Origin of the sequence: Nocardia sp. NPDC059154, assembly GCF_042755705.1 — a bacterium.
Lineage (GTDB): Bacteria > Actinomycetota > Actinomycetes > Mycobacteriales > Mycobacteriaceae > Nocardia.
Genome location: NZ_JBHZCS010000041.1, coordinates 65,561 through 88,802, shown reverse-complemented (window position 1 = coordinate 88,802; position 23,242 = coordinate 65,561). Strand labels below are relative to the sequence as shown.

Annotated in this window: 25 protein-coding genes; 14 read left to right on the top strand and 11 right to left on the bottom strand. The window is 68.0% G+C overall.

Annotated features, from left to right (window positions below):
* The first annotated feature begins 19 nt into the window (after window positions 1-19).
* A complete protein-coding gene (locus ACFXN1_RS31105; RefSeq protein WP_379435948.1) occupies window positions 20-1,183 on the top strand; it encodes a cation:proton antiporter in 1,164 nt (387 codons plus the stop codon).
* Between the two features lie 88 nt (window positions 1,184-1,271).
* On the opposite strand, the gene ACFXN1_RS31100 is transcribed toward ACFXN1_RS31105, so the two are convergent.
* From ACFXN1_RS31100 to ACFXN1_RS31090, 3 genes are all read right to left on the bottom strand, one after another.
* On the bottom strand, window positions 1,272-1,694 hold the full coding sequence (locus ACFXN1_RS31100) for an RNA-binding S4 domain-containing protein (protein ID WP_379435947.1): 423 nt from the start codon (window positions 1,692-1,694) through the stop codon (window positions 1,272-1,274).
* A 67-nt stretch (window positions 1,695-1,761) separates the two neighbouring features.
* Window positions 1,762-2,433 carry a C40 family peptidase gene (locus ACFXN1_RS31095; RefSeq protein ID WP_379435946.1) on the bottom strand — a complete coding sequence of 224 codons (672 nt, stop codon included), beginning with the start codon at window positions 2,431-2,433 and terminating at the stop codon, window positions 1,762-1,764.
* Between the two features lie 220 nt (window positions 2,434-2,653).
* Complete coding sequence (locus tag ACFXN1_RS31090; RefSeq protein WP_354840935.1) at window positions 2,654-2,911, bottom strand: hypothetical protein; 258 nt, start codon at window positions 2,909-2,911, stop codon at window positions 2,654-2,656.
* A gap of 188 nt (window positions 2,912-3,099) precedes the next feature.
* Here ACFXN1_RS31090 and ACFXN1_RS31085 point away from each other — a divergent pair, with 188 nt between their 5' ends.
* From ACFXN1_RS31085 to ACFXN1_RS31070, 4 genes are all read left to right on the top strand, one after another.
* Window positions 3,100-4,284, top strand: coding sequence for an AAA family ATPase (locus ACFXN1_RS31085; RefSeq protein WP_379435945.1), 1,185 nt, complete (start codon window positions 3,100-3,102; stop codon window positions 4,282-4,284).
* A gap of 127 nt (window positions 4,285-4,411) precedes the next feature.
* Window positions 4,412-6,367, top strand: coding sequence for an acyl-CoA dehydrogenase family protein (locus ACFXN1_RS31080; protein ID WP_379435943.1), 1,956 nt, complete (start codon window positions 4,412-4,414; stop codon window positions 6,365-6,367).
* Between the two features lie 361 nt (window positions 6,368-6,728).
* The gene (locus tag ACFXN1_RS31075) at window positions 6,729-7,715 is read left to right on the top strand and encodes an alpha/beta fold hydrolase (RefSeq protein WP_379463726.1); all 987 of its coding nucleotides are present in this window, start codon (window positions 6,729-6,731) and stop codon (window positions 7,713-7,715) included.
* A 182-nt stretch (window positions 7,716-7,897) separates the two neighbouring features.
* Window positions 7,898-8,185 (top strand): hypothetical protein, encoded by a 288-nt coding sequence (locus tag ACFXN1_RS31070; protein WP_379435940.1) that lies wholly within the window; start codon window positions 7,898-7,900, stop codon window positions 8,183-8,185.
* Here ACFXN1_RS31070 and ACFXN1_RS31065 read toward each other — a convergent pair whose 3' ends face one another.
* The gene (locus ACFXN1_RS31065; RefSeq protein WP_379463725.1) at window positions 8,186-8,779 is read right to left on the bottom strand and encodes a TetR/AcrR family transcriptional regulator; all 594 of its coding nucleotides are present in this window, start codon (window positions 8,777-8,779) and stop codon (window positions 8,186-8,188) included. It lies immediately after the preceding gene.
* Window positions 8,780-8,894: 115 nt separating this feature from the next.
* On the opposite strand from ACFXN1_RS31065, the gene ACFXN1_RS31060 reads away from it, so the two are divergent.
* The gene (locus ACFXN1_RS31060) at window positions 8,895-9,368 is read left to right on the top strand and encodes a nitroreductase/quinone reductase family protein (RefSeq protein ID WP_379400715.1); all 474 of its coding nucleotides are present in this window, start codon (window positions 8,895-8,897) and stop codon (window positions 9,366-9,368) included.
* Between the two features lie 24 nt (window positions 9,369-9,392).
* Here ACFXN1_RS31060 and ACFXN1_RS31055 read toward each other — a convergent pair whose 3' ends face one another.
* Window positions 9,393-10,694: an acetyl-CoA acetyltransferase gene (locus tag ACFXN1_RS31055; protein WP_379435937.1), complete on the bottom strand. Its 1,302-nt coding sequence runs from the start codon at window positions 10,692-10,694 to the stop codon at window positions 9,393-9,395.
* A 336-nt stretch (window positions 10,695-11,030) separates the two neighbouring features.
* Here ACFXN1_RS31055 and ACFXN1_RS31050 point away from each other — a divergent pair, with 336 nt between their 5' ends.
* From ACFXN1_RS31050 to ACFXN1_RS31035, 4 genes are all read left to right on the top strand, one after another.
* Window positions 11,031-11,864, top strand: coding sequence for a hypothetical protein (locus ACFXN1_RS31050; protein WP_379400718.1), 834 nt, complete (start codon window positions 11,031-11,033; stop codon window positions 11,862-11,864).
* A 40-nt stretch (window positions 11,865-11,904) separates the two neighbouring features.
* Window positions 11,905-13,836 (top strand): fumarate reductase/succinate dehydrogenase flavoprotein subunit, encoded by a 1,932-nt coding sequence (locus ACFXN1_RS31045; RefSeq protein WP_379435936.1) that lies wholly within the window; start codon window positions 11,905-11,907, stop codon window positions 13,834-13,836.
* A 2-nt stretch (window positions 13,837-13,838) separates the two neighbouring features.
* Window positions 13,839-14,585, top strand: coding sequence for a succinate dehydrogenase/fumarate reductase iron-sulfur subunit (locus tag ACFXN1_RS31040; RefSeq protein ID WP_379384410.1), 747 nt, complete (start codon window positions 13,839-13,841; stop codon window positions 14,583-14,585).
* 130 nt (window positions 14,586-14,715) lie between these two features.
* Window positions 14,716-14,871 carry a hypothetical protein gene (locus tag ACFXN1_RS31035; RefSeq protein WP_354840902.1) on the top strand — a complete coding sequence of 52 codons (156 nt, stop codon included), beginning with the start codon at window positions 14,716-14,718 and terminating at the stop codon, window positions 14,869-14,871.
* Between the two features lie 46 nt (window positions 14,872-14,917).
* Here ACFXN1_RS31035 and ACFXN1_RS31030 read toward each other — a convergent pair whose 3' ends face one another.
* The gene (locus ACFXN1_RS31030; RefSeq protein WP_354840899.1) at window positions 14,918-15,121 is read right to left on the bottom strand and encodes a DUF397 domain-containing protein; all 204 of its coding nucleotides are present in this window, start codon (window positions 15,119-15,121) and stop codon (window positions 14,918-14,920) included.
* A complete protein-coding gene (locus ACFXN1_RS31025; protein WP_379435935.1) occupies window positions 15,118-16,005 on the bottom strand; it encodes a helix-turn-helix domain-containing protein in 888 nt (295 codons plus the stop codon). Before ACFXN1_RS31025 ends, ACFXN1_RS31030 begins: the two co-directional genes overlap by 4 nt.
* 263 nt (window positions 16,006-16,268) lie before the next feature.
* Here ACFXN1_RS31025 and ACFXN1_RS31020 point away from each other — a divergent pair, with 263 nt between their 5' ends.
* The 4 genes from ACFXN1_RS31020 to ACFXN1_RS31005 all read left to right on the top strand — a co-directional run bounded on the left by ACFXN1_RS31020 (window position 16,269) and on the right by ACFXN1_RS31005 (window position 18,182).
* A complete protein-coding gene (locus tag ACFXN1_RS31020) occupies window positions 16,269-16,472 on the top strand; it encodes a hypothetical protein (protein WP_379435933.1) in 204 nt (67 codons plus the stop codon).
* Complete coding sequence (locus ACFXN1_RS31015) at window positions 16,442-16,693, top strand: hypothetical protein (RefSeq protein WP_379400722.1); 252 nt, start codon at window positions 16,442-16,444, stop codon at window positions 16,691-16,693. Before ACFXN1_RS31020 ends, ACFXN1_RS31015 begins: the two co-directional genes overlap by 31 nt.
* A gap of 155 nt (window positions 16,694-16,848) precedes the next feature.
* The gene (locus ACFXN1_RS31010; protein WP_379400723.1) at window positions 16,849-17,319 is read left to right on the top strand and encodes a GNAT family N-acetyltransferase; all 471 of its coding nucleotides are present in this window, start codon (window positions 16,849-16,851) and stop codon (window positions 17,317-17,319) included.
* A 2-nt stretch (window positions 17,320-17,321) separates the two neighbouring features.
* Entirely contained in the window at window positions 17,322-18,182 is an 861-nt protein-coding gene (locus ACFXN1_RS31005; RefSeq protein WP_379435932.1) for a hypothetical protein, read from the top strand.
* A 30-nt stretch (window positions 18,183-18,212) separates the two neighbouring features.
* Here the strand turns inward: ACFXN1_RS31005 and ACFXN1_RS31000 are convergent, their stop codons facing one another.
* The 4 genes from ACFXN1_RS31000 to ACFXN1_RS30985 are packed head-to-tail and all read right to left on the bottom strand — an operon-like array spanning window position 18,213 to window position 23,064.
* Window positions 18,213-19,196: an SCO2521 family protein gene (locus tag ACFXN1_RS31000; RefSeq protein WP_379400725.1), complete on the bottom strand. Its 984-nt coding sequence runs from the start codon at window positions 19,194-19,196 to the stop codon at window positions 18,213-18,215.
* A gap of 12 nt (window positions 19,197-19,208) precedes the next feature.
* Window positions 19,209-20,258: an SCO2522 family protein gene (locus ACFXN1_RS30995; protein WP_379400726.1), complete on the bottom strand. Its 1,050-nt coding sequence runs from the start codon at window positions 20,256-20,258 to the stop codon at window positions 19,209-19,211.
* On the bottom strand, window positions 20,255-21,187 hold the full coding sequence (locus ACFXN1_RS30990) for an SCO2523 family variant P-loop protein (protein ID WP_356996061.1): 933 nt from the start codon (window positions 21,185-21,187) through the stop codon (window positions 20,255-20,257). Before ACFXN1_RS30990 ends, ACFXN1_RS30995 begins: the two co-directional genes overlap by 4 nt.
* Window positions 21,184-23,064 (bottom strand): SCO2524 family protein, encoded by a 1,881-nt coding sequence (locus ACFXN1_RS30985; RefSeq protein WP_379435930.1) that lies wholly within the window; start codon window positions 23,062-23,064, stop codon window positions 21,184-21,186. The genes ACFXN1_RS30990 and ACFXN1_RS30985 overlap by 4 nt, the downstream gene beginning before the upstream one ends.
* Window positions 23,065-23,242 lie beyond the last annotated feature (178 nt).

The window sequence follows — 23,242 nt, the reverse complement described above, 5'->3', positions numbered from 1 at the left end:
ATGCCGAGACGACGACGCCGTGACCTTCCAGACCCTCACCCTCATCACCCTGCTCGGCCTGGCCGGACCCTGGCTGGCCTGGCGGCAGTCCTGGCACCTGCCGGTCATCCTGGGTGAACTGCTGGCCGGAATCGTCTTCGGCACCACCGGCTTCGGCCTGCTGCATCCGGAGGACCCGACCTTCGCCTTCATCGCCGACGTCGGCTTCGCGGTGGTCATGTTCGTGGCCGGCACCCACGTGCCGGTGCGGAACGCGGCCATTCGCTCGGCGCTGGGGCGGGGCGTGCTGCGCGCGGTGCTGGTGGGCGTGCTCTCGGTGATCGCCGGGCAGGGCATCGCGGCGTGGTTCGGCACCGGGCACGGACTGCTCTACGCCGTACTGCTCGCCTCCTCCTCGGCGGCCATCGTGCTGCCCATCATCGATTCCCAGGGGCTGAGCGGAAAACCCGTGCTGGAGATGACCGCTCAGGTCGCCCTCGCCGACGCGGCCGCGGTGGTGGCGCTGCCGCTGGTGATCGATCCGCACAATGCGAGCCGGGCCGCGCTCGGGGCGCTCCTGGTGGCCGGGGCGGCGGTGGTCGCGTACTTCTTCCTGCGCTGGCTCGAGGACTCCGGCATCCGGCATCGGCTGCACAAGATCTCCGAGGATCGGCAGTTCGCGCTCGAACTGCGGGTCAGCCTCGCCCTGCTGTTCGCCCTCGGCGCGCTCGCCACCCGCAGTCACGTCTCGATCATGCTGGCGGGCTTCGCACTCGGCCTGGTAGTGGCGGCCATCGGGGAACCGCGCCGAGTCGCCAGGCAGCTCTTCGCCATCAGCGACGGCTTCCTCGCGCCGCTGTTCTTCGTCTGGCTCGGCGCCCGGCTGAACCTGCGCGAATTCGGCGACCACCCGCACCTGATCCTGCTGGGCCTGGCACTGGGCGCGGGCGCGGTACTGGCCCACGTGCTCATGCGGTTCCTGGGTCAGCCGATTCCGCTCGGGGCCATCGCTTCCGCGCAGATCGGCGTGCCGGTCGCGGCGGTCACGGTCGGCACCCAGCTGCACGTGCTGAAGCCCGGCGAACCGGCCGCGCTCATGCTCGGCGCGCTGGTCACCATCGCCGCCGCCGCGTGGGGAGCGCGGGCGGCGTCCACGGGCACGGGCACGCCGGGCGATGCCGCAATATCCCAGCGAGACAACTGATTTCGTGAGTGGAGGGTAACTCGTCGGGCACGTCCGAAATCGGGTTGGCACCCAACCTTCGGCACGGGTGCAAGGCTGTCGACGGCTCCTAGCCGTCCGCTGAAGTCCCGGGGAGGCGGGGGAGGTCGCGGCCTAGCAACCGGTCCGTCTCGCGGCGCTCGCGCTTGGTCGGGCGGCCCGCGCCGCGATCACGGCGCGGCAGGAGGGCGGTCAGCTGCGGGTCGGGCGGGGGCGGGCTCTTGTCGATCATGCACTGCACGGCCACGGCCGCGCCGACGCGCTTGGTGATGAGCTGCTCGACGATGACGATGCGTTCGGAACCATGGACGCGGACGCGGATCTCGTCACCGGGCTTCAGATGGTGCGCGGGCTTGACCGGTACGCCATTGACCCGCACATGCCCGGACCGGCAGGCCGCGGCGGCCGCGGAGCGGGTCTTGAAAATGCGGACGGCCCAGGTCCAAGAATCAACTCGGGCCTGAGCCGTGGTGCTCAGTGGAGCAGTGGTCACACATCGACGATACTGCGTCAGGCGTTGACGACGATATGTGCGTCAGGCGTTGACGACGATATGTGCGTCAGGCGTTGACGATGCGGCGCGCGGTGACGACCTGATTCGCGTGCAGGTTGGTGTAGGAGACCGGGGTGCCGGTCTGCACGGCGTTCAGCAGCTTGCCGTCGCCGGCGTAGATGCCGACGTGGCCGCCACCGTTGGTGATGACGATGTCGCCGGGCTGCAGGTCCTCGAAGGCGACCGGGGCGCCGACGTTGGACTGCTCGAAGCTGGTGCGGGGCAGCTCGACTCCGGCCTGCTTGTAGGCCCACTGCACGAGGCCGGAGCAGTCGAAGCTGTAGGGACCGGTCGCGCCCCAGGAGTACTGGGCGCCGACCTTGGTCTCGGCGGCGTGCAGCGCGATGTCGCCGACGGAGCTGGACTTCTGGAAGATGCTGGGCAGCTGGAACTGCGGAGCGGGAGCAGCCGGGACGCCGACCTGAGCGCCGCCGCCCAGTCCGCCCGGGGTCTGCAGCGCCGTCTCGGCGTCCTTGACCGTCTGGTTGAACTGCTGCACCTGGGGCGCGAAATCGTCCGGCACGTCGAAGTTTCCGATGCCCGGGATCTCGACGGTGGCGGCGGTGGCGGTGATCGCCGGGAACACGCCGGTAGTCGTCGCGGCCATCGCACCCATGACGATGGCGCCCTTCACGGAATTCGGAAGCCGAGATTCCTGCTGCAAGCTGTGCTTACCCACTGAGCCGCATCTCCGATCTTGCTGCTGTAACGTCGCGGGATGCCTCTCCGATGAAGCAACAGACTCCGCTAAGTCACGAGAAGATTACGACTAGGCCGCCGCGTTGTCCACCCGACACGATAAGCGCGTCGCATCTTTACGAAAACGCCCCGCTGAACAAGTAATTCGGTGTATAGGGCGGCAGATCACGAGACGATATACGTGGTCGATACGCCCGTTATCAATCCTTCGCCTCGATCGCCCGCTCCAGCTCGGCAATCCGCCGGCGAGCGTCCGCGAGATCGACTTCCAGCTGCCCCAGCGCCATGACCAGCGGACCCACCGCGAGATCGGCCACCAGCTGCGGATCGTCGTACCCGCGCTCGATGGCCACCAGGATGTTGTTGCGGATGCGCGCGGCCACGATCGCCTCGGCGGGCACGTTCCAGGATTCGACCACCTCCGCGACGGTGGGCGTGGGTACGGCTTCTTCCGACATGAACCCTCCTGCGCTGGATCCCAACGAATCAGGCATAAGGGTAGAGACCCCCGGGGACACCGCGGACTCGCTGTATCGACTTCCGCTGATCGCGAATCGGGCGAGCCGGTATGCCGGTCGATAGCTGTCTCTAGCGTCCCCGATAGATGCCCGGATAATCCGCGACGACCGCGCTACGGTTGGGCCGCATGGACCCTGTCAGGAATCCCTACGCACCCGGCGCGGGGCAGCGACCGCCCGAGCTCGCGGGCCGGGACCGGCAGCTCGACGCCTTCGACATCGTGCTGGAGCGGGTGGCGCGTGGACGGCCGGAACGCAGCGTCATGCTCACCGGTTTGCGTGGCGTCGGAAAGACGGTGCTGCTCAACCAGCTTCGCTCGGCCGCCCGCTCGCGCGGCTGGGGCACCGGGAAGCTGGAGGCCCGCCCCGATCAGGAACTGCGGCGGCCGCTGGCCTCGGCGCTGCACATGGCGGTGCGTTCGATCGCTGTGACCCACCGCAATCCGGAGCAGGTGGACGATTTCCTGGGGATTCTCAAGGCTTTCGCGCTGCGCTCCACCGACGGCAAGAGCATGCGGGAACGCTGGAACCCGGGCATCGATGTACCCGCGGTGACCGGGCGGGCCGACTCCGGCGATATCGAGATCGATCTGGTGGAGCTGCTCATGGAGGCTGCGGCGCTGGTGCGCGATCTGGACATCGGCATCGCGGTGTTCATCGACGAGATGCAGGATCTCAGGGCGGCCGACATCTCGGCCATCTGCGGGGCCTGCCACGAATTGAGCCAGGACGCCGCGCCTTTGATCGTGGTCGGGGCGGGTCTGCCGCATCTGCCCGCGGTGCTGACCGCGTCCAAGAGCTACTCCGAGCGCCTGTTCTCCTACCACCGCATCGATCGGCTGGATCGGGAGTCGGCCGACCAGGCGCTCATCGCGCCGGCCGAGCGGGAGAACGTGAAGTACTCCGAGGAGGCGCTGGACGCGCTGTACCGGAAGGCCGACGGGTACCCGTATTTCGTGCAGGCGTACGGCAAGGCCGTCTGGGACGCGGCGGCGCAGAGCCCGATCTCGGCCGAGGATGTGGCGGTGGCGGCACCCGCGGCCGAAGAAGAGCTGGCGGTCGGTTTCTTTGGCTCCCGCTACGAGCGAGCGACACCGGCCGAGCGCGAATACATGCGCGCCATGGCCGACCTGTCCGGCGACGACGGGCCGGTGGCCACCTCGGCGGTGGCGCACGAGCTGGGACGCAAACCCGCCTCGTTGTCCCCGGCGCGCGACGGTTTGATCAAGAAGGGTCTGATCTACTCGGCCGAGCGCGGAACCATCGGTTTCACGGTGCCGCATTTCGGCCGATACCTGCGTGGCGTTCAATAACCAAAGATTAGCCAACTGATCAAGATCATCTCGTGACAAGGCTTTTCGATCTTTGCCAGCCCCTACCGGCGGGTAACAAAGGCTCCTACACTCGAATGTGATTCTCATCACGGTCGAGGAGGACATCATGGCGACTGCCGCCAAGTTCGACGCCACTGAAGAACAAGCCCGGGCACTGGTCGAGGAATCCCGCGAAACCACCTGGGCCAAGCCGTCCTTCGCCAAGGAGATGTTCCTCGGCCGGTTCCGGCTCGACCTCATCCATCCATTCCCGCGCCCCGACGCCGCGGACGCCGCCAAGACCGAGGCATACCTGACCCGGCTGCGGGCATTCTGCGAGACCATCGACGGCCAGCGCATCGAGGCCGAGGGCCGCATCCCCGACGAATACGTGCGCGGTCTGGCCGAACTCGGCTGCTTCGGCCTCAAGATTCCCGAGGAGTACGGCGGGGTCGGGCTGTCGCAGGTGGGCTACAACAAGTCCCTCATGATGGTCGGCTCCGCGCACGCCAGCCTCGGGGTGCTGCTCTCCGCGCACCAGTCCATCGGCGTGCCCGAGCCGCTCAAGCTGGCCGGCACCCCGGAACAGAAGCGAGAGTTCCTGCCACGCTGCGCCAAGGGCGCGGTGAGCGCGTTCCTGCTCACCGAACCCGATGTGGGCTCCGACCCGGCACGCATGGCCTCCACCGCGACCCCGACCGCGGACGGGGAGGCCTACGAGATCAGCGGCGTGAAGCTGTGGACCACCAATGGCGTTGTCGCCGAACTGCTCGTGGTCATGGCGCGGGTGCCCAAGAGCGAGGGCCATCGCGGCGGCATCTCCGCGTTCATCGTGGAGGCCGACAGCCCCGGCATCACGGTGGAGCGGCGCAATGCGTTCATGGGCCTGCGCGGCATCGAGAACGGTGTCACCCGGATGGACAAGGTGCGCGTACCCAAGCGGAATCTGGTGGGCCGCGAGGGCGACGGGCTCAAGATCGCGCTCACCACCCTCAATGCCGGTCGCCTCGCCATCCCGGCCATGTGCACGGCCGCGGCCAAGTGGTCGCTCAAGATCGCGCGGGAATGGTCGGCCACCCGCGTGCAGTGGGGCCGTCCGGTCGGCGAGCACGGCGCGGTCGGCGCGAAGCTCTCCTACATCGCCGCAACGACTTTCGCGCTGGAATCGGTGCTCGATCTGTCGGGCACCATGTGCGACGAGAACCGCAACGACATTCGCATCGAGGCCGCGCTGGCCAAGCTGTGGGCCTCGGAGATGGCGTGCCGGATCGCCGACGAACTGGTGCAGATCCGCGGCGGCCGCGGCTACGAGACCGCGGCCTCGCTGCGGGCCCGCGGCGAAAGAGCCGTCGGCGCCGAGCAATTGGTGCGCGATCTGCGCATCAACCGCATCTTCGAGGGTTCCAGCGAGATCATGCGGCTGCTCATCGCCCGTGAGATGGCCGATGCCCACATGGCCGCGGCCGGGGCGCTGGTGGATCGCAATGCCGAGCTCAAGGACAAGGCCAAGGCGGCGGTCGGGGCGAGCGGGTTCTATGCCAAATGGTTCCCGCAGCTGACCGTCGGCGCCGGCACCGCACCGGTCGGCTACGGCGAATTCGGCCCGCTGGCCCGGCACATGCGCTTCGTCGAGCGGATGTCGCGCAAGCAGGCCCGCGCCCTGATGTACGGCATGGCGCGCTGGCAGGCCAAGCTCGAGTACAAGCAGGGCTTCCTGGGCCGCATCGTCGACATCGGCGCGGAACTGTTCGCCATGGCCGCGGCCTGCGTGCGCGCCCAGTCCCTGCGGGTGGACGGCAATCCCGACGGCGTGGCCGCCGAGGAACTCGCCGAGGTCTTCTGCCGCCAGGCCCGCCGGCGGATCGAGAAGCTCTTCGACGATCTCTGGTCCAACACCGATGACGCCGACACCGACCTCACCCGCGGCATCCTCGACGGGCGCTACCGCTGGCTCGAGGGCGGCGCACTGGATCCGAGCGAGGGCACCGGCCCCTGGATCGCCGAATGGCAGTTCGGGCCGTCGGTGGAACAGAACCTGTTGCGCCCGTTCCTCCCGTCCACGAAGACGGGGGCGGCCACGTAGTCAAGCTCCGCACAGAAATCTGCCGCTCTCTAGTCCAATTGCTAGAGAGCGGCAGATTGTCATGACAGCCGGAGGGTGACGATGCGGCATGGGGCGACGGTCACTCTCGATGCGATATGAATCTACTTTTGTCTAGGTAATTCACTAGATGTAAGTAGAAATTGCGGACGCCGGCCGGACGTACAGGGATTTCTACACGGGTCCAGCAATGTGACGAGACTCCGATAGATCCCCCGACAGTCGTGCATAGATCAGCGGAGACAGTTGGACAACTTGTCTATAACGCCTGGTGTGGGGGGTTAACGCAGGGGTTATTTCTACCGACAACCGGGCAAGAAGGCGCACTCTTCAGGAGGACGTCATGTCCACGATCGACCCCCGCGCGGCCGATTTCGACGGCCACCACATCACCGTGTCCGCCGATGACGGCGTGCCACTCGCGGTGCGTGAGTTCGGCACCACCGACGCCCCCGTCACCGTCGTGTTCGTCCACGGGCACTGCCTGCGCGCCGAATCGTGGGCGTTCATGCGCGGGCACCTGCTGCAGACCTGGGGCGACGACACCCACATGGTGTTCTACGACCATCGCGGACACGGGGATTCCGGCAATGCCGACCCTTCCACGTACACCATCGAGCAGCTGGCCCGGGATCTGGACGCGGTGCTGCGGGTCGTGGTGCCGACCGGACCCGTTGTCCTGGTGGGTCATTCGATGGGCGCCATGACCGTGCTGGCCTACGCCCGGCTGTATCCGGAGACGATCGGGACCCGGGTGGTCGGTGTCGGCCTGCTCTCCAGCGCCGCCAACGGGGTGACCCGGGTGGGGCTGGGTCGGCTGCTGAGCGCACCGGCGGTGAACTCGTTGGGGGTGGCCGTGCGGCGCGCGCCCCGGGCCATGCAGGCCTCGAAACACCTGAGCCGCCGCATCTTCGAGCCCATCATGCGGGACGCCACCCTGGGCACCCGCAAGGTGAGCCCGCGCATGCTGGCGGTGGCGACGACCATGCTCAACGACACCTCGCTGCTGACCATGGCCAGCTTCCTGGAGTCGCTGATCCGCTTCGACGAGACCGCGACCCTGCACCGCCTGGGCTCGATTCCGGTGCTGGTGCTGGCCGGGTCCGCGGACATCATGATTCCGTTCGCGCACTCCGTGGTGCTGGCCTCCCAGGTCGCCGACGCCGAGCTGGTGCGGCTGGACGGCGCCGGGCACAGCGTGATCCTGGAGCGGGCCGAGGAGGTGGCCGCCGCGGTGGTGACGCTGGTGGCCCGGGCGACCGCGGCGGCGCGCGGCGCGGACCCGGACTGCGGTCCCGACTGCGGGCCGGAGTACGCCATCGCGGGGTAGCCGGAAGATCATCTGCGGCGGGCGGATCGGAAGATCTGAAACGTCCGCCGCCCCAATTCCACACCCGGTGACAGGCCCTCTAGCTGCGAATATTCATTGCCGACGAGACGAATCCCGCACCATCACGTACTGTGTTGTAGATCACGATGTGTGGTCTGTCACACGGCTCGAGGAGGGTTTCGATGACACGCAGCGAGATTGCGGAACTCCGCTACGCGGTCGGCCAGCTCCGCCAGTGCGTCACCGCACTGCGTTCGCACTACGGAGACGCGGGCACCGTCCGCCGGCTGGAGAACGATCTGGAAAGGCTCGTCATCGACACCGACGAGTTCGAACAGGCGCCGCCGCCGGAAGCACCGCAGGCCAAGCAGGAGACGATCTACGTCCCCGACGCCAAGCACGATGAGGCGGCCTGGATGGGCGCGCAGGACGAGGGCCTGGGCTTCCACTCCCGCCCCCGCACCAAGTAACTAATCCTTCGTTTCGAACAGCGGGAGGGCCACCTCGACAATGGCGTCGGGGCTGGGCAATTCGACGAGCGCATCGGGTGGGCTCAGCTGCCGCTGCAGCGCGCGCTGATGAGCCGCGCCGACCAGCAGCAAAGCCAGGGTGCGCAGATCCGTGGCCTCGATGCCCCGGGCCGACAGGTAGGCGACCACGGCGTCCACCGCGCGATGCGGGCCCAGGTCGAGATCGCGGCTGCGCTCCCGGTAGACCGCGCCCAGTTCGGCATCCGATTGCACCGCCGCCATCACCGGCAGGGCGGCGACGAAGAATTCCTCCAGGGTGGCGAGCAGCGACCGCAGCGCCGTGCGCAGATCCGCGGCGGGCGCGTCGGCGAGCAGGTCCTTGAGCGGGCGCAGCTGATGCTGGATCACGGCCTGTAGCAGGCCCATTCGATCGCCGAAGTGGTAGAAGATGCTGGATTCGGCGACGCCGGCGCGGGCCGCGATCTCCTTGGTGGACAGCCGGGCGAGGCCGGATTCCGCGAGCACCTGTTGCGCGTTGGCGATCACGGCCTCGCGCACACCGGTACTGGGCCGCCCTCGGGAACGGGTCCCCACATCGCCTCCTGTCACGTTTCGACTGTCGCTTTCCGGCACGACCCTTGCAGTATGCCGCATCTGGTCGTATTTTCTGAGTAGTCACTCAGTAAATGGGGAACCGGAGGACGCACCGATGTCCCAGCCAGCAACGACAACCCCGAACCCGGCCGCCACCCGCAAACAGGAGCGGCTCAACGCCGTCATGCGCCGGGTCCTGCGCTCACCGCTGCACCGGGTGGTCAGCGGGAAACTGCTCATCGTCACCGTGGTCGGCCGCAAGAGCGGGCGGGTGTACGAGCACCCCGTCGCCTACGCCGAACACGACGGCACGCTGCTGATCGGCACCGCGGCCAAGTGGCGGCACAACCTGCGCGCCGGCGAGCCGGTGCGAATCGGCCTGCGGCGCCGGGAGATCGACGCCGACTGGGAGGTCGTCACCGACGTGGACGCGGCGGCCGAGCCGTATCGGATCATCCTCGAGCAGAACCCGACCCACGGGAAATACGCTGGCATCAGCCTGAATTCGGACGGCAGCGTCAACCGCGCGGAGCTGGCGGCCGCCTTCGCCCGGGGCACGGCGGTCGTCCGGCTCCGCCCGCGCGACTAGTCCTCGGTGGCGGTGGACCAGTCCTCAGTGGCGGTGCCGGCCCCGGCCGGAGCGCCGGCCGCCGACGCCGCGGAAGCGGGCGCCGCGCGGGGCCTGCGAAACCGGTTCCAGATCGGGGGATTCGAAGATCGCGGCCAGGGCGCTGCCGGGGCCGACCGGGGTCACGGCCAGGCCGAGACCGCCGTCGCGGCGGGCCAGTTCGTGCAGCATGGTGGTGACCATGCGCAGACCCGCCGCGCCGCCCGGATCACCGAGGGCGATCGCGCCGCCGTGCACATTCAGGCGCTCCGCGGTGTCGTCCTCGAGGCCCAGGGTGCGGGCCAGCGCCAGCACCTCGACGGCGGAGGTCTCCTCCACCTCCAGCAGCTCCAGGTCCGACAGTTCGAAACCGGCGCGCCACAGCGCTTTCGCGACCGCGGAGGTGGCGGCCGGCACCGGGACGCCGAGGGGAGCGGTGGTGCTGACCCAGTCGAGCAGGTAGCCCATCGGCTCCAGGCCGAGATCCACCAGCCGGTCCTCTGCCACCACCAGGCAGGCCGCGGCGGCCAGGCCGCGGCTGCTGCTGTTTCCGGCCGTGGTCACGCCATCGGGCCGGAAGGGGGACAGCGCCGCGAAGGCGCGGTGTGAGACATCATCGCGCAACCCCTCGTCGCGGTCGACCAGGCGCACCACCTCGGAATTGGGATCGTCCGGGCGCGCGCACACCACCACGGGCGCGGTCTCCGCACCGAACACACCCTGGCGATGGGCGCGGGCGGCACGGCGGTGACTGACCGCGGCGAAGTCGTCGGCCGCGGCCCGGCCCAGCTCGTGGGCGCGGGCCAGCTGTTCGGCGCGGTCCGAATCCGCTTGTCCGCGTTCAGGTTCGGCGGACCAGATCGCGATCTGCTGGTCGGTGGTGGGTCCGTCATCGGCCGCGGGCCCCGGGCGGATGCCGGGCAGCGGCGGGACGCTGGCGGATTGCGCGTCGAATCCCCCTGCGGCGCTGGAGCATTCGGCGCCCACCGCCAGCACCACGTCGGCCGCGCCGGTGCGCACCATCATGGCGGCGGTGATCAGGGCGCGCAGTCCGCTGCCGGGACCCTCGCCCAGGGCGAAGTCACCCAGCTCCGGCGACAGTCCGCACTGCGGCAGGGCCGAGCGGATGGCCTCGGCATCGGGGACGGCGGTGACCAGCTGTTCGACCCGCGCGGGATCGATGCCCGAGCGCCCGAGCACCGCCGCGATGACAGTGCCGGCCAGCCGGTTCGGCGGCACCGCGGCGAGTGCTCCGCCGGGCAGACCCACGGGCGTGCGCATCGGCATGACGATGGCGGCGCGTCTCATTACCGACTCCCTTCGAACCCTCAGCAGACCGACAGGCCACCACACCGTTGTTGCTGTCATATGACGGCCGGTAACCGCTGCGGACGAGCCGCCCGACCTGCGCGCGGGCCGGAATCCGAAACACTCTGACAGCCCGGCGAGTTCGCGAGATTGCCGTTTGTTCACCAAGCAAACGAATCACTGACGGCCACAGGAAATGTGGCGCAAATCACGGGATCACGAAATAGCTGTTGCGAGCTCGAGTGATAGCGACACTGTCGTAAGGTGCTCACCATCACATTCGATGCCGGAGGTAACGATGACGTTCCACGGGGTAGAGCAGCGAGGCATCCAGCAGTGAGCGCCGCACCAGTCAAGGCTTCTGAATCGAGCACTACCGGGGTTTTCAGTAGGGGACGGGCTGCCATTTCGGCACGCACGCTCCGCACCGACCGGTGGTGGGTGCCGCCGGCCGCGACGGTGCTGGGGCTCGCGGCCTTCGTCATCTACGCGACCATCAGATCCTTTGTGCGCAGCGCGTATTGGGTGCCCGACTTCCACTATCTGACACCGTTCTATTCGCCCTGCCTGAGCGCCTCGTGCGTCGAGGGCTCCAGTCATTTCGGCACGCCGGTCGGCCACCTGCCAATGTGGATTCCGCTGGGCTTCCTGGTGCTGCCGTTCCTGCTGCTGTTCCGGCTCACCTGCTACTACTACCGCAAGGCCTACTACCGGTCGGTGTGGATGTCGCCGCCGGCCTGCGCGGTGGCCGAGCCGCACGCGAAATACTCGGGGGAGACGCGGCTTCCGCTGATCATCCAGAACGCGCACCGCTACTTCTTCTACGTCGCGATCATCATCTCGGTGATCAACACCTATGACGCGGTGATCTCCTTCCACGCCAAGGGCGGCGGCTTCGGCATCGGCCTGGGGACGCTGATCATCACCGGCAACGCGCTGCTGCTGTGGGCGTACACGCTGTCGTGCCACTCCTGCCGCCACATCGCGGGCGGCCGGCTCAAGCACTTCTCGCAGCACCCCGTGCGCTACCGCTTCTGGACCGTGGTGTCGAAGCTGAACACCCGGCACATGCAGCTGGCCTGGACCACGCTGGGCACGCTGGTCCTCACCGATTTCTACGTCATGCTGGTGGCGAGCGGAACCATCTCCGATCCTCGCCTCATCGGCTGACAGTCCTCTATTCCTCTGTCTCCCAGGAGTATTCGGTTCCATGCCTGAAGTCGAGCGGCACAAGTACGACGTCGTCGTGATCGGTGCCGGCGGTGCCGGCCTGCGTGCGGTCATCGAGGCCCGTGAGCACGGGCTGTCCGTGGCGGTGGTCTGCAAGTCCCTGTTCGGCAAGGCGCACACCGTCATGGCCGAGGGCGGCTGCGCGGCCGCCATGGGCAATGCCAATGAGAAGGACAACTGGCAGACCCATTTCAAGGACACCATGCGCGGGGGCAAGTTCCTCAACAACTGGCGCATGGCCGAACTGCACGCCCAGGAAGCTCCCGACCGGGTGTGGGAGCTGGAAACCTATGGGGCGCTGTTCGATCGGACCAAGGACGGCCGGATCAGCCAGCGCAACTTCGGCGGCCACACCTATCCGCGGCTGGCGCACGTCGGCGACCGCACCGGGCTCGAGATCATCCGCACCATGCAGCAGAAGATCGTCTCGCTGCAGCAGGAGGATTACGCGCAGACCGGTGACTACGAGGCGCGCATCAAGATCTTCGCCGAATGCACCATCACCGAGCTGCTCAAGGACGGCGACCGGATCGCCGGGGCCTTCGGGTACTGGCGGGAGTCCGGGCGCTTCATTCTGTTCGAGACGCCCGCGGTGGTGATCGCCACCGGTGGCGTCGGCAAGTCGTACAAGGTGACCTCGAACTCCTGGGAGTACACCGGCGACGGGCACGCGCTCGCGCTGCGGGCCGGGGCGTCGCTGATCAATATGGAGTTCCTGCAGTTCCATCCGACCGGCATGGTCTGGCCGCCGTCGGTGAAGGGCATCCTGGTCACCGAGGGCGTGCGCGGTGACGGCGGGGTGCTCCAGAACTCCGAGGGCAAGCGGTTCATGTTCGATTACATCCCGCCGGTGTTCAAGGGCCAGTACGCCGAAACCATCGAGGAGGCGGACCAGTGGCTGAAGGACAACGATTCCGCCCGGCGCACACCGGATCTGCTGCCGCGTGACGAGGTCGCGCGGGCCATCAACGAAGAGGTGAAGGCCGGGCGCGGCACCCCGCACGGCGGCGTCTATCTGGATATCTCCTCCCGCCTGCCCGCCGACCAGATCGTCAAGCGGCTGCCGTCCATGCACCACCAGTTCAAAGAGCTGGCGGACGTGGACATTACGAAGGAGCCGATGGAGGTCGGGCCGACCTGCCACTACGTGATGGGCGGCATCGAGGTCGATCCGGACACCCAGGCGGCCACGGTGCCCGGCCTGTTCGCGGCCGGCGAATGCGCCGGCGGCCTGCACGGCTCCAACCGGCTGGGCGGCAACTCGCTGTCGGACCTGCTGGTCTTCGGCCGGCGCGCCGGATTGGGCGCGGCCACCTATGTCGAGCAGCTGGCCGCACGGCCCAAGATCGCCGACACCGATATCGCCGCGGCCGCGAAATCGGCTGTGACGCCGTTCGATCCGCCCGCCGAGGGCGGCCCGGGCGAGAACCCGTACACACTGCACATGGACCTGCAGCAGACGATGAACGATCTGGTCGGCATCATCCGCAAGGAACACGAACTGAAGCAGGCCGTCGAGCATCTCTCCGAGCTGCGCGACCGCTACGACCACGTCACCGTGGAGGGGCACCGGCAGTTCAATCCGGGCTGGCATCTGGCCCTGGACATGCGCAACATGCTGCTCATCAGCGAATGCGTCGCCCAGGCCGCACTGCTGCGCACCGAGAGCCGCGGCGGCCACACCCGCGACGACCACCCGGGCATGGATCCGGTGTGGCGCAACAAGCTGCTGGTCTGCACCATCGACCCGGACGAGGTCGGGTTCTCGGTGCCGTCGGTGACCGTCACGCCCGAGGCCCAGGTGCCCATGCGCACGGATCTGCTCCGGTTGTTCGACCTGGCGGAGCTCGAAAAGTACTACACCCCCGCCGATCTCGCAGAGTTGCGGGACGACGCCGGAAAGGCGGAATAGCCATGGGTTACGAGGCGAAGTTCAAGGTGTGGCGCGGTGACACCGAGGGCGGCGGCCTGCAGGACTTCACCGTCGAGGTGAACGAGGGCGAGGTGGTGCTCGACATCATCCACCGGCTGCAGGCCACCCAGGCACCGGATCTGGCGGTGCGCTGGAACTGCAAGGCGGGCAAGTGCGGTTCGTGCTCGGCCGAGGTGAACGGGCGGCCGCGGCTGCTGTGCATGACCCGCATGTCGACGTTCACCCAGGAAGAAGTGGTGACGGTGACGCCCATGCGCACCTTCCCGGTTATTCGCGACCTGGTCACGGATGTGTCGTTCAACTACCAGAAGGCCCGCGAAGTACCGTCTTTCACGCCGCCGGTGGATCTGAAGCCGGGCGAGTACCGGATGCAGCAGACCGATGTGGAACGGTCGCAGGAATTCCGCAAGTGCATCGAATGCTTCCTGTGCCAGAACACCTGTCACGTGGTCCGTGATCACGAGGACAACAAGCACGCATTCTCCGGTCCGCGATACCTGATGCGTATTGCCGAACTCGAAATGCATCCCTTGGATGTGGCCGACCGCCGGGAACTGGCGCAAGAGGATGCGGGCCTGGGCTTCTGCAACATCACCAAGTGCTGCACGGAAGTGTGCCCGGAACACATCAAGATCACCGATAACGCGCTGATCCCGCTCAAGGAACGCGTGGTGGACAGGCAGTACGACCCGATCGTCTGGCTGGGAAACAAGCTCTTCCGGCGCTGACGGCCGAGCTGGTTGTTGATCACGAAACGGCTGCCGTTTGGCAACGGAAGTATGTTTGCGACGGCTAAGCATGGGTATCCAACTATTCGTGGACCGAGGACTCAAGAATGCACGTCCCCGGTACCGGAAAATGGGTCCCGATGACTGGGTCGAACGGCTGATCGTAGGGATGCTCTTCGCGGTATCGGCGATGGGCGTATACGTACTCACCGGCGCACTGATGCCCGCCGTAGCGATCGGCGTGCTGGTCGCCGCCGTCGCCATGGGTGTGGTCGCAATCCTCTGATACCGGGGGTTCACGGGTCGGGGCCCGTGAACCCTCGTTCAGCGAATCACCGGTCGAAGACCCCGTTTTCGAGGCCCGCGGTGAAGGATCCCCATTCCGCCGCGCCGAACACCAGCGCCGGCCCCTGCGGATTCTTGCTGTCCCGCACGCCCACTCGGCCCGCGGGCAGGAACGCCACTTCGACGCACTCCTTACCGGCCCCGCTGCGGCTGCTCTTGAACCAGCGGGCCCCGGAAAGATCCACACTCATGCCGAATACTCCTTCGCCACCTGCCGGAGCAGGTTTCTGCTGTCCTGAACGTCCAGCGCGCAGCGTTCCAGGCCCGTTTGTGCCCGGCGATAACGCTGAACGTCGCCCTGTCTCTCGAGATACAGATCGCCGGTGAACCCCTCCACGTAGACCACCGGGGGCTCCACCGGTTGCCCCTTGCTGTCGCATCCGAATTCCAGAATCACGAATGGTCCGGTCGAAAGTCCCAGGGGGACACCGGCGGCGAAGGGCAGGATACGCAGCGCGACATTGGACCGGGTGCTCAGTTCCGCCAAGTGTCGCACTTGCGCCGCCATCACCCTTGCACCTCCCACCAGGCGGCGCAATACCGATTCGTGCAACACCATGGCGATGGTCGCCGGATGCATGCGGCGGGTGATCATGGCCTGTCGCTGCATACGCAGCTGAACGCGCCGATCCACCTCCACCACAGTCTCTTCCGGGTATCCCAGCCGGTTCAGGGCCCTTGCGTACTCGGCCGTCTGCAGCAGGCCCGGCACCAATTCCGATTGGTAGCAGGACAACTGCTGCGCGGATGCCTCCAGGCCGACGTAGACGTCGAAGTTCTCGGGAATCAGGTCGCCGTAGGAGTGCCACCAGCTCTTGACCGCCGCCTGCTGCGCCAAACCCTTGAGCCCCTCCGCGATTTCGGCGGGGATCCCGTAGATGCGGCACAGCTCCTGGATGTCGATGGTGCGGATGCGGTCCGCGTTGCCCTTCTCGAGCCGCTGCAAGGTGCTGCCGCCCCACTCCATCAGCTTGGCGGCTTCGGCGATGGTCAATCCTGCCTGGATGCGCCAGTCCCGTAGATAGCGACCGAGCTGACGGCGGGGCAGGGTGGATGACGCGGGACCTTCGGACACAACACGCTCCATTCGCGGTCGCGGGCATGGATCGGGGCTCGACGGCGGGCGAGGGCTTCGTCCACTTTGGAGAATCGTCCTCCCCCAAGTGGATTCACTGCTGGGAATTCGCGCAATTTTGCGTTCTCCTGCTCGAAATTCGCCCGCCTGGCGTCTGCTCGTGGTGTGCTGGAGATGTGCCCGGAGCGGTGTAGCTAGGCCCCTTTCCTTTCCTGAACCTCCGGGCACTTCAGGAACCAGCGGGAACGAGGAGTGGTCTGGACATGCAACTGTCGTCCCTCAATATGCACATTGCCGGTCTGTCGCGCTGCCGCCGTGATCCGGGTGTGATGACCATCGAACAAGCGCACGCCGCAATGCAATTGCACCTCGATTGCACGGTGCAGACCTGCAAGGTACGCCGACGAGCACGGGCAACGCTGGTCGAGGAGGGACGGTGCGTGCTCGACGAGCGGGCACTGCCATGACCGGCCCCGCACCGGCCCAGGCCGGCCCCGATCCCGTACCGACCGGCTACGACCGGTTCGTCCACCGGATGCTGTGGCTGCTGCTCGACGCCCGGACAGCACAGCTCCGCCACCAGAAGGCACAGTTCTACACCAGGATTTCGCGGCCCGGGGAGTACCGGGGAAGGCCCCAGGCCGCGATGAACGCTGCCGCACAGCGCTTTCGAGCGCCCCGCGCCTAACCTCCGGGCAGCGGTGGCGCAGTCCCCACCGCGTGCTGCAGCGCGGTTCGGCCGCCGGCTCCACAGACGGCGGGCGGCCGAACCGCACCCAAGATTCGGTGTGACGCTTACCCTGGAATCCATCGCACTTGTGCCCGGGGTGGAGGGGAACACCGTTGTCGGCCTTCGAACAGCCGGACGATCCGGCGTGCCGGATCGCGTCACTGTCGGATCTGGACGCGATCCGCGCACTCGAGGTGGTCGAATTCGAGCATCTCGCGTATCCGTATTTCGTACTCCGGCAACTCTTCGAGCTACACGGAGCAAACTGGACGGTTGCTGAGGATGCGGGGGAGCTCTGCGGCTACGTGCTCACCGCCCTCGATGGAGAGCGCACGGCCTGGTTTCTCGGCTTCGCGGTGGCATCCGAATGCCGGGGTCGCGGCCACGGCCGGGCACTGCTGGAAGCCGCTCTGGCCCAATGCCGTCAGGCCCGCGCCGAACAGGTCTTCGTCACGGTGAAACCGGGCAATCGGGTCGCCTACCACCTCTACAAGGAGGTCGGCTTCGTGTGGGCCGATCATGAGGCCACCTACTTCGGCGCAGACGAGCCGCGAGATGTGCTGGTGCACAGGATTTATCATTGATCATGCTCGAGAAAAGCGCACCGTCGTCGCCGTTCGTGACGGATATGAGCATGCGCATCGAGCGCCACGCCGACACCTATGCCGACAACGTCACCGAATTCCTGGAGCAGCCGCACGGCCTGCGCCGCCGCGCCACCGAACAGCCGCTGCTGGACCTGTTCACCCGGCACACCGAGGCGGTGGTGGCGACCTACGATCCGCCCGGAATCCGCAGGGCCGGTGACAGTCTCGTCTTCGGCCACCTCTACGCGCCGGTCCTCGAACACACCGCCACCACGGCGCCGCAGCCGATGGCGGTCAACCAGCTGCTCGCGGCCCTGATCGCCGCGGAGGTGGAGTTCCGCGGGCCACTGCGCCTGAGCCGCACCCAGAATCGGCTGCTGGCCGAGGCCTACGAGCGGCTGGGCCGCCCACTGGTGCAGGCCGGACTGCCCGCGCACGCCGCCCTGGCCTACCGCCGGGCCGGGAGTCTCTACCGCATCGACGAGGACACCGATGCCGAGGATCGCTGCGGCCTGGCCCTGGCCCGGGCGCGGCGGCTGGCGCAGCCGGCGGCCTGGCGGCGCGCCGGCGGCCTGGTCCCGGATCTCATCTGCGGCTATGGATACCGGCCCTTCCGCATGCTGTGGTTCGTGGCGTTCCAGCTGCTGGTCTTCGTGGTGGCGGTCACGTTGCGGTCGGATCAGCCGCCGGCCATCACCGTGTTCCAGGTGTTCATGAACTACCTGAATCCGCTGGGCGTCGGGGATACCGACAACCTGCGGGTCGGCGGGCGCGCGGTGTTCGTGCTCGAGAGCTATCTGGGCGCGGTCACCATGTCGGTGTTCTTCGCGCTGCTGGTGCGCCGCTGGTTCCGGCTCTGATCCGGTCGCGCCGCCGGTCGGATCCGCTGGTCACCACTGGACGGTGCTGATCTTGGCGCTGCGCAGCGCCGCCAGGGTCGCCACCGCCAGCCGGTCGCGCAGATGTCCGACCTGTGCGGTCCACTGCCGGGTGAAGCCCGGATCGGACTCCAGCCGCGTCCACAGTTCGCGCAGCCGGGGCGGCGTGTGGGCGCCCGGCATCCACAGGTGCACCAGCTGTTCGAGCAGCGGCGCCAGCTCGGCGGACGGATCGCGTTCGGGCATGGGACGATCCGCCTCGGACAGTGCCGCGCCCAGGGTGGACAGCAGCCAGTCGTGAACGGCCAGGTCCTCGCAGAAGCGTTGCACCGCACCCAGATCCCGGGCGGTCGGCACCATGATCCGCACCGACCGGGTGTGCTCGTCCTCGAGCCGGAACGCGAACAGGGTGCGCCCGCGCACGGCGCCGCCCACCGGCGGCGCGACCCGCGCGGCCCAGCGCAGCCGGGTGGCGCTGGAGCGCACCGGCGGCTCCTGATCCAGGCGGGGATCGGTGCGCACGCGGGTGAGCAGCCGGTCGCTGACCGAGCCCAGGTCCAGGGTGGTGGCGCCGGAGCCCTCCAGGAACCCCTCGGTGAGATCGACCGCGGCCGCGGCGTCGTCGGCGATGCGGTGCCACACCTCCAGCGTCCCGACCTGATCGAGGTAGTGCGACCAGGGCCGCCGGTTCTTGTCGGCCGTCCGCACCACCGTGGAACAGGCCGAACTCTGCATCACCCGGCCGCCCACCAGGATCGCGTGCGCCGCCACCGTCCCGATGGCGCGGCTGTCCGATCCGGACACCGTGGCCAGCTTGCAGTCCACCCCGACGGCGGAACCCGGCGAAATCGCCAGGGCCAGCGGTCGTTCCCGCATCAATACCCGCTGCCCGGGCAGCAGTGACAGCAGCGCCGTCGCCTCCCGCGCCGCCAGTCCCCCCGCATTGGGCAGCAGTGCCGTGCGTACCTCCCCCAGCAGCACCAGCGGCTCGTTCACCGGGCGGCCACCTCAGACGTCACCCAGGAAGATGTGGTTCAACCGGTGGGTGGCCCGGCGCGGCACCTGCACCGGAATCCGTTCGCCCGCACCGCGTTCGGCGAGCTTCGCCTGCACATCGTCATCGAGTTGCAGGTGGTCGAGGATGACCCGCACAGCGTGCTCGATGCCCAGATAGCTGTAGGGCAGCACCGACAGCGCCCGATAGGCCGCGAAGGGTTTGGCCTTCGGATTCAGTTTCACCACCGCGGGCAGCCGGGACCAGTCGCTGGGCCACGGCTCCTCCCAGGGCACCGGGGCCGCCACCATGGCGCCCTCGTTGCGAATCAGGCCCAGCCGCAGCAACTGCCAGATGGCGGCCAGGAAGGGGCAGGACCAGAGCATGCGCTCCACCTGCTGATCGCCCTCTTCCTCCAGGCGGCGGCTCCACAGCTGCACATCCAGGAAGATGGAGTGATTGCGCGCGCCGAATTCCTCCGGCGGCCGATACCGCGAGATGCGCATGGCCTGTCCCGCATCGAATTCCGAGGATCGGCGGCCATTGCAGAGCCAGCCGGACTCGACGGTGGGCGGGCGGCGGCCGGTGCTGTCGCGCTCGGGTTCGGCGACGATGCGGGCGGCCATCATCTCCGCCAGCCGCACCGGCTCGCCGACCGGTTCACCGTCCTGGAACGACGGCACCTCGGCGCAGCCCGCCTCGCGCGCCAGATAGTCGATGCGCACACCGCATTCCTCCGCGGCGGCCAGCAGCTTCTCCAGCACGTGGCGCGGGTCGGCGGTGCGCCGGGCATCGCGCGGCCGGTTGGCGGTGCGGGTCCAGAAGTAGTCGTCGACCAGGAAGCAGGTGCTGACCCGGGCGCCCGCCCCGAATTCCGCTTCGGCAGCGGCGATCTGGGTCTGGACGATGGGCGCCACCTTGCGCAGCTGGGCGTGGATCCGGTCGACGCCGTCGACCAGCTCGTCCATATAGAAGTGCCCGACCTCGATGGACAGATGCGAGAGCGGCTGGCCGGCCACGCGATTGCGTTCGCCCGCCTCGCTGTAGTCGGTCGCGGAGCTCATCGGCGCACCTCCACCTGTTCCCAGACGGCGTCGTTCATGAGTTTCTCGGTGAGCAGGCGGAATGCGTCCACGGTCTCGGCATTGGCGACGTGAGCGGCCACATCCACATCCAGGATCACCTGTTCCCGGCACTGCAGCATCGGTTCCACCGGGATCTTGCCCAGTATCCCGCTCTCGCCCATGCCGTGCCGGTTGGCCGCGCGGGTCAGGGTGTTGTGTTGTTCCTGCAGCCAGGCGGCCTGGGCTGGGCGGAGGCCGGCGGTCAGGTTGAGTTCGGGCACCGCGGTGCGGACGAAGCGCAGCGAATTAAGCAGCTCGGCCCGGTCGTGTCCCCAGGCCTCGCCGACGGCCAGCACGCCGTGCTCGTCGTGCACCAGGCCGCGGGCGGCCGCGATGTGCTGGCGGGTCCAGCGGTGGAAGATGAGCCAGCGGCACACCGCGCGGGACAGCTGCGGGTGCCGGGTCGCGCTGAGCGCGAGGGCCAGGGCGATGGATCGGCCCGCGCTCAGATCGACGAAGGTGACATTGAATTCCTGCTCGCAGGTGGCGAACAGCGCGGCGCAGCGATCGATCATGCGCTCGTCGAGCGTGGTGAATTCGGAGCCGCCGAGATCGCCGGGGAACAGCACCAGGCGGCCGGAGGGATGCCGGGACCGGCTCAGTTCCATCCGGTCGGTCTCGGAGCGCACGCTGAGCCGCGCGGGCGTCCCGTTCTCGTCGAGCAGATAGGCGTGCAGGCCGGTCCCGTCCCGGACCCCGTTGTCGATCCGGCTGATCTCGAAAGTGCCGCCCGCGGTGGGGGATCCGAAATCGAAGTCCAGATAGGCGACCTTGTACCCCTTCATGCTCAGCCAGTAGGCCATATTGCAGCTGGTGACCGAGCGGCCGGTGCCGCCCTTGTCCGAAGAGGAGAACACGAGCACGGTCACACGCTCCTGGTAGCGTCGAACCGGGCGTAGGCGAGCTCGTCCAGTTCCAAGAGGGCCTGCGAGGCGAGACTGACTGCGGTGCCGGGGCGCTCGTCGATGAGCGTGCGGGCACGTTCCAGGCGCTGCTCGGCCAGGGCCAGGGCGGTGCGGCCGGCCGACACGTCGGTCTCGCTCAGCTCCAGCATCTCCCGGTTGAGCAGGTGTTCGGCCTCGGTCAGCAGCTCCATGGCCCGGGTCACCGAGGTCGGCGCCCGCAACGGCGGTTCCCGGTACAGGCGGGCGGCGGTCACCATGCACTCGACCACGCGCTCGGTGAGATACCAGGAGGGCAGGTGGTTTTCGGGGCCGCCGAAGATGCGGCTGGGATCGTCCCACAGGCCGGTGGCCGGTCCTTCGCGGAAGGCGCGCAGGTCGAGGTGGTCCATGGTGGCCTGGGCCAGCGTCATCAGCTGGTCGCGGGTCTCGATGGTGCCGGAGAGCCGCGCGGCCTGCAGGGTGCGTTTCAAAAGGACGGTGGCGTAATCGGATACCGTCCACAGCAGCAGCGGGCCGTCCAGCGCCTCACTGCCCAGCAGGCGCAGACTCACGCCCGGCGTGTGCATGGTGCGGGCCGGATCGTCGGCGGTGAAGCGGCGCACGATGCGGCCGCGGCGGGCCAGCTCGTCGAAAATCGTTGCGGCGCGGTCCAGATCGTCGTCATTGGCCTCGCGGTTGAGCAGATCCTGCATGAGCACCGCGGAGACGATGAGACTGAAGTAGTCCGATTCCTCGCCGTCGGAGGTACGCCACGGAATGTCCTCGAGCGGCCAGCGTCCGGTGCCGAAGCGCGCCACCGCCGCCCAGTAGCGCTGGGCCAGATCCCAGCGCAGCTGCAGGGCCTCGGCTAGGCGGCGCTGCTCGCCGTTGAGCAGGTCGAGTTCACGGGTGCGCACCGAGGTGAGGTCGTTGATGCCGTCCAGCGCCACCACGGTGAAGTGCAGATAGGGCCGGGCGACGGCGTGACCGGGCTGATCCGCGATGGGCATGTCCACGAAGTCGATGGACGCGGCCTTGCGCACAATGGCCCAGCTCCAGCCACATTCGAACAGCATGTCGCCGCTGTCCAGGTCGACCCCCTCCACCTGGCTGAGGGTGGCGTCGTTGCGCAGCCGGATCCGCACCCGGTCCAGGCGCTGCTGCACGGCGTGCACCACCGCGTCGGGGGAACCGCCGGTCTGGTTGAGCATCGACAGCATGGCCTGCCCGGCGGCGGATTTGGGCGAGACCGTATTCACGACGAAGCTGCGGATCAGGCCCACCATGGCGGCGGTGAGCCGGACATTGATGAGCGCGTCGAGCGCCTCGATGCGCGGGCCCAGATCCACGGCGAGCTTGATCCGCCGGCCCACGGCCAGTTCGGCGACCGGGCCGCTGAATCCGCGCAGGAATTTCAGCGCGGCCAGGCACAGGGTCAGTGACATGGAATAGGAGTCGACGACCTCGAGCGTGCGCTGCGCCGGGGTCGGCTCGGCGCCGTCGGAGGAGGCCAGGTAGCTGCCCGCGGCGAAATTCGGCAGGGCGGCGGTGGAGTCGGGGTCGCGGTCGGTGTGGCGGTCGATGTACTGCTCGAGCAGCCAGACCACGCGCTCGCCGATGCGCAGGCCATTGTCGCCGAGAGGGGAGAGCACCTCGCGGATGTCGTCGGCGATCTCGTCGGGATGCTCCAGCCCGAAGCCGTCGATCTCGGTCGCCGGGTACAGCAGGCACAGCAGCTGTTCGGCGTCGCTGATGGAGTTGGAGCCGTTGCGGCCGCCCCACAACCACTCGCCATCCTGATAACAGGCGGTCAGCAGCGACCGCCAGACTCCGAGGATCTGTTCCCGTGGCTTGATTCTCATCGACGCCGTCCCCTGCACTGTCGTGGCCAGCCTCGCCGTCATAGCTATGAACGAGCGCGGCACAAACTATCATGCGCCGCCGCCCGGCACCGGGTGGGACGCCGTCTCGAAATCGCATCGCGCACAGGGCAATATCGGGCAGATCGGGCGTGGGAGGGCGCGGTCGCCGGGAGCGGGC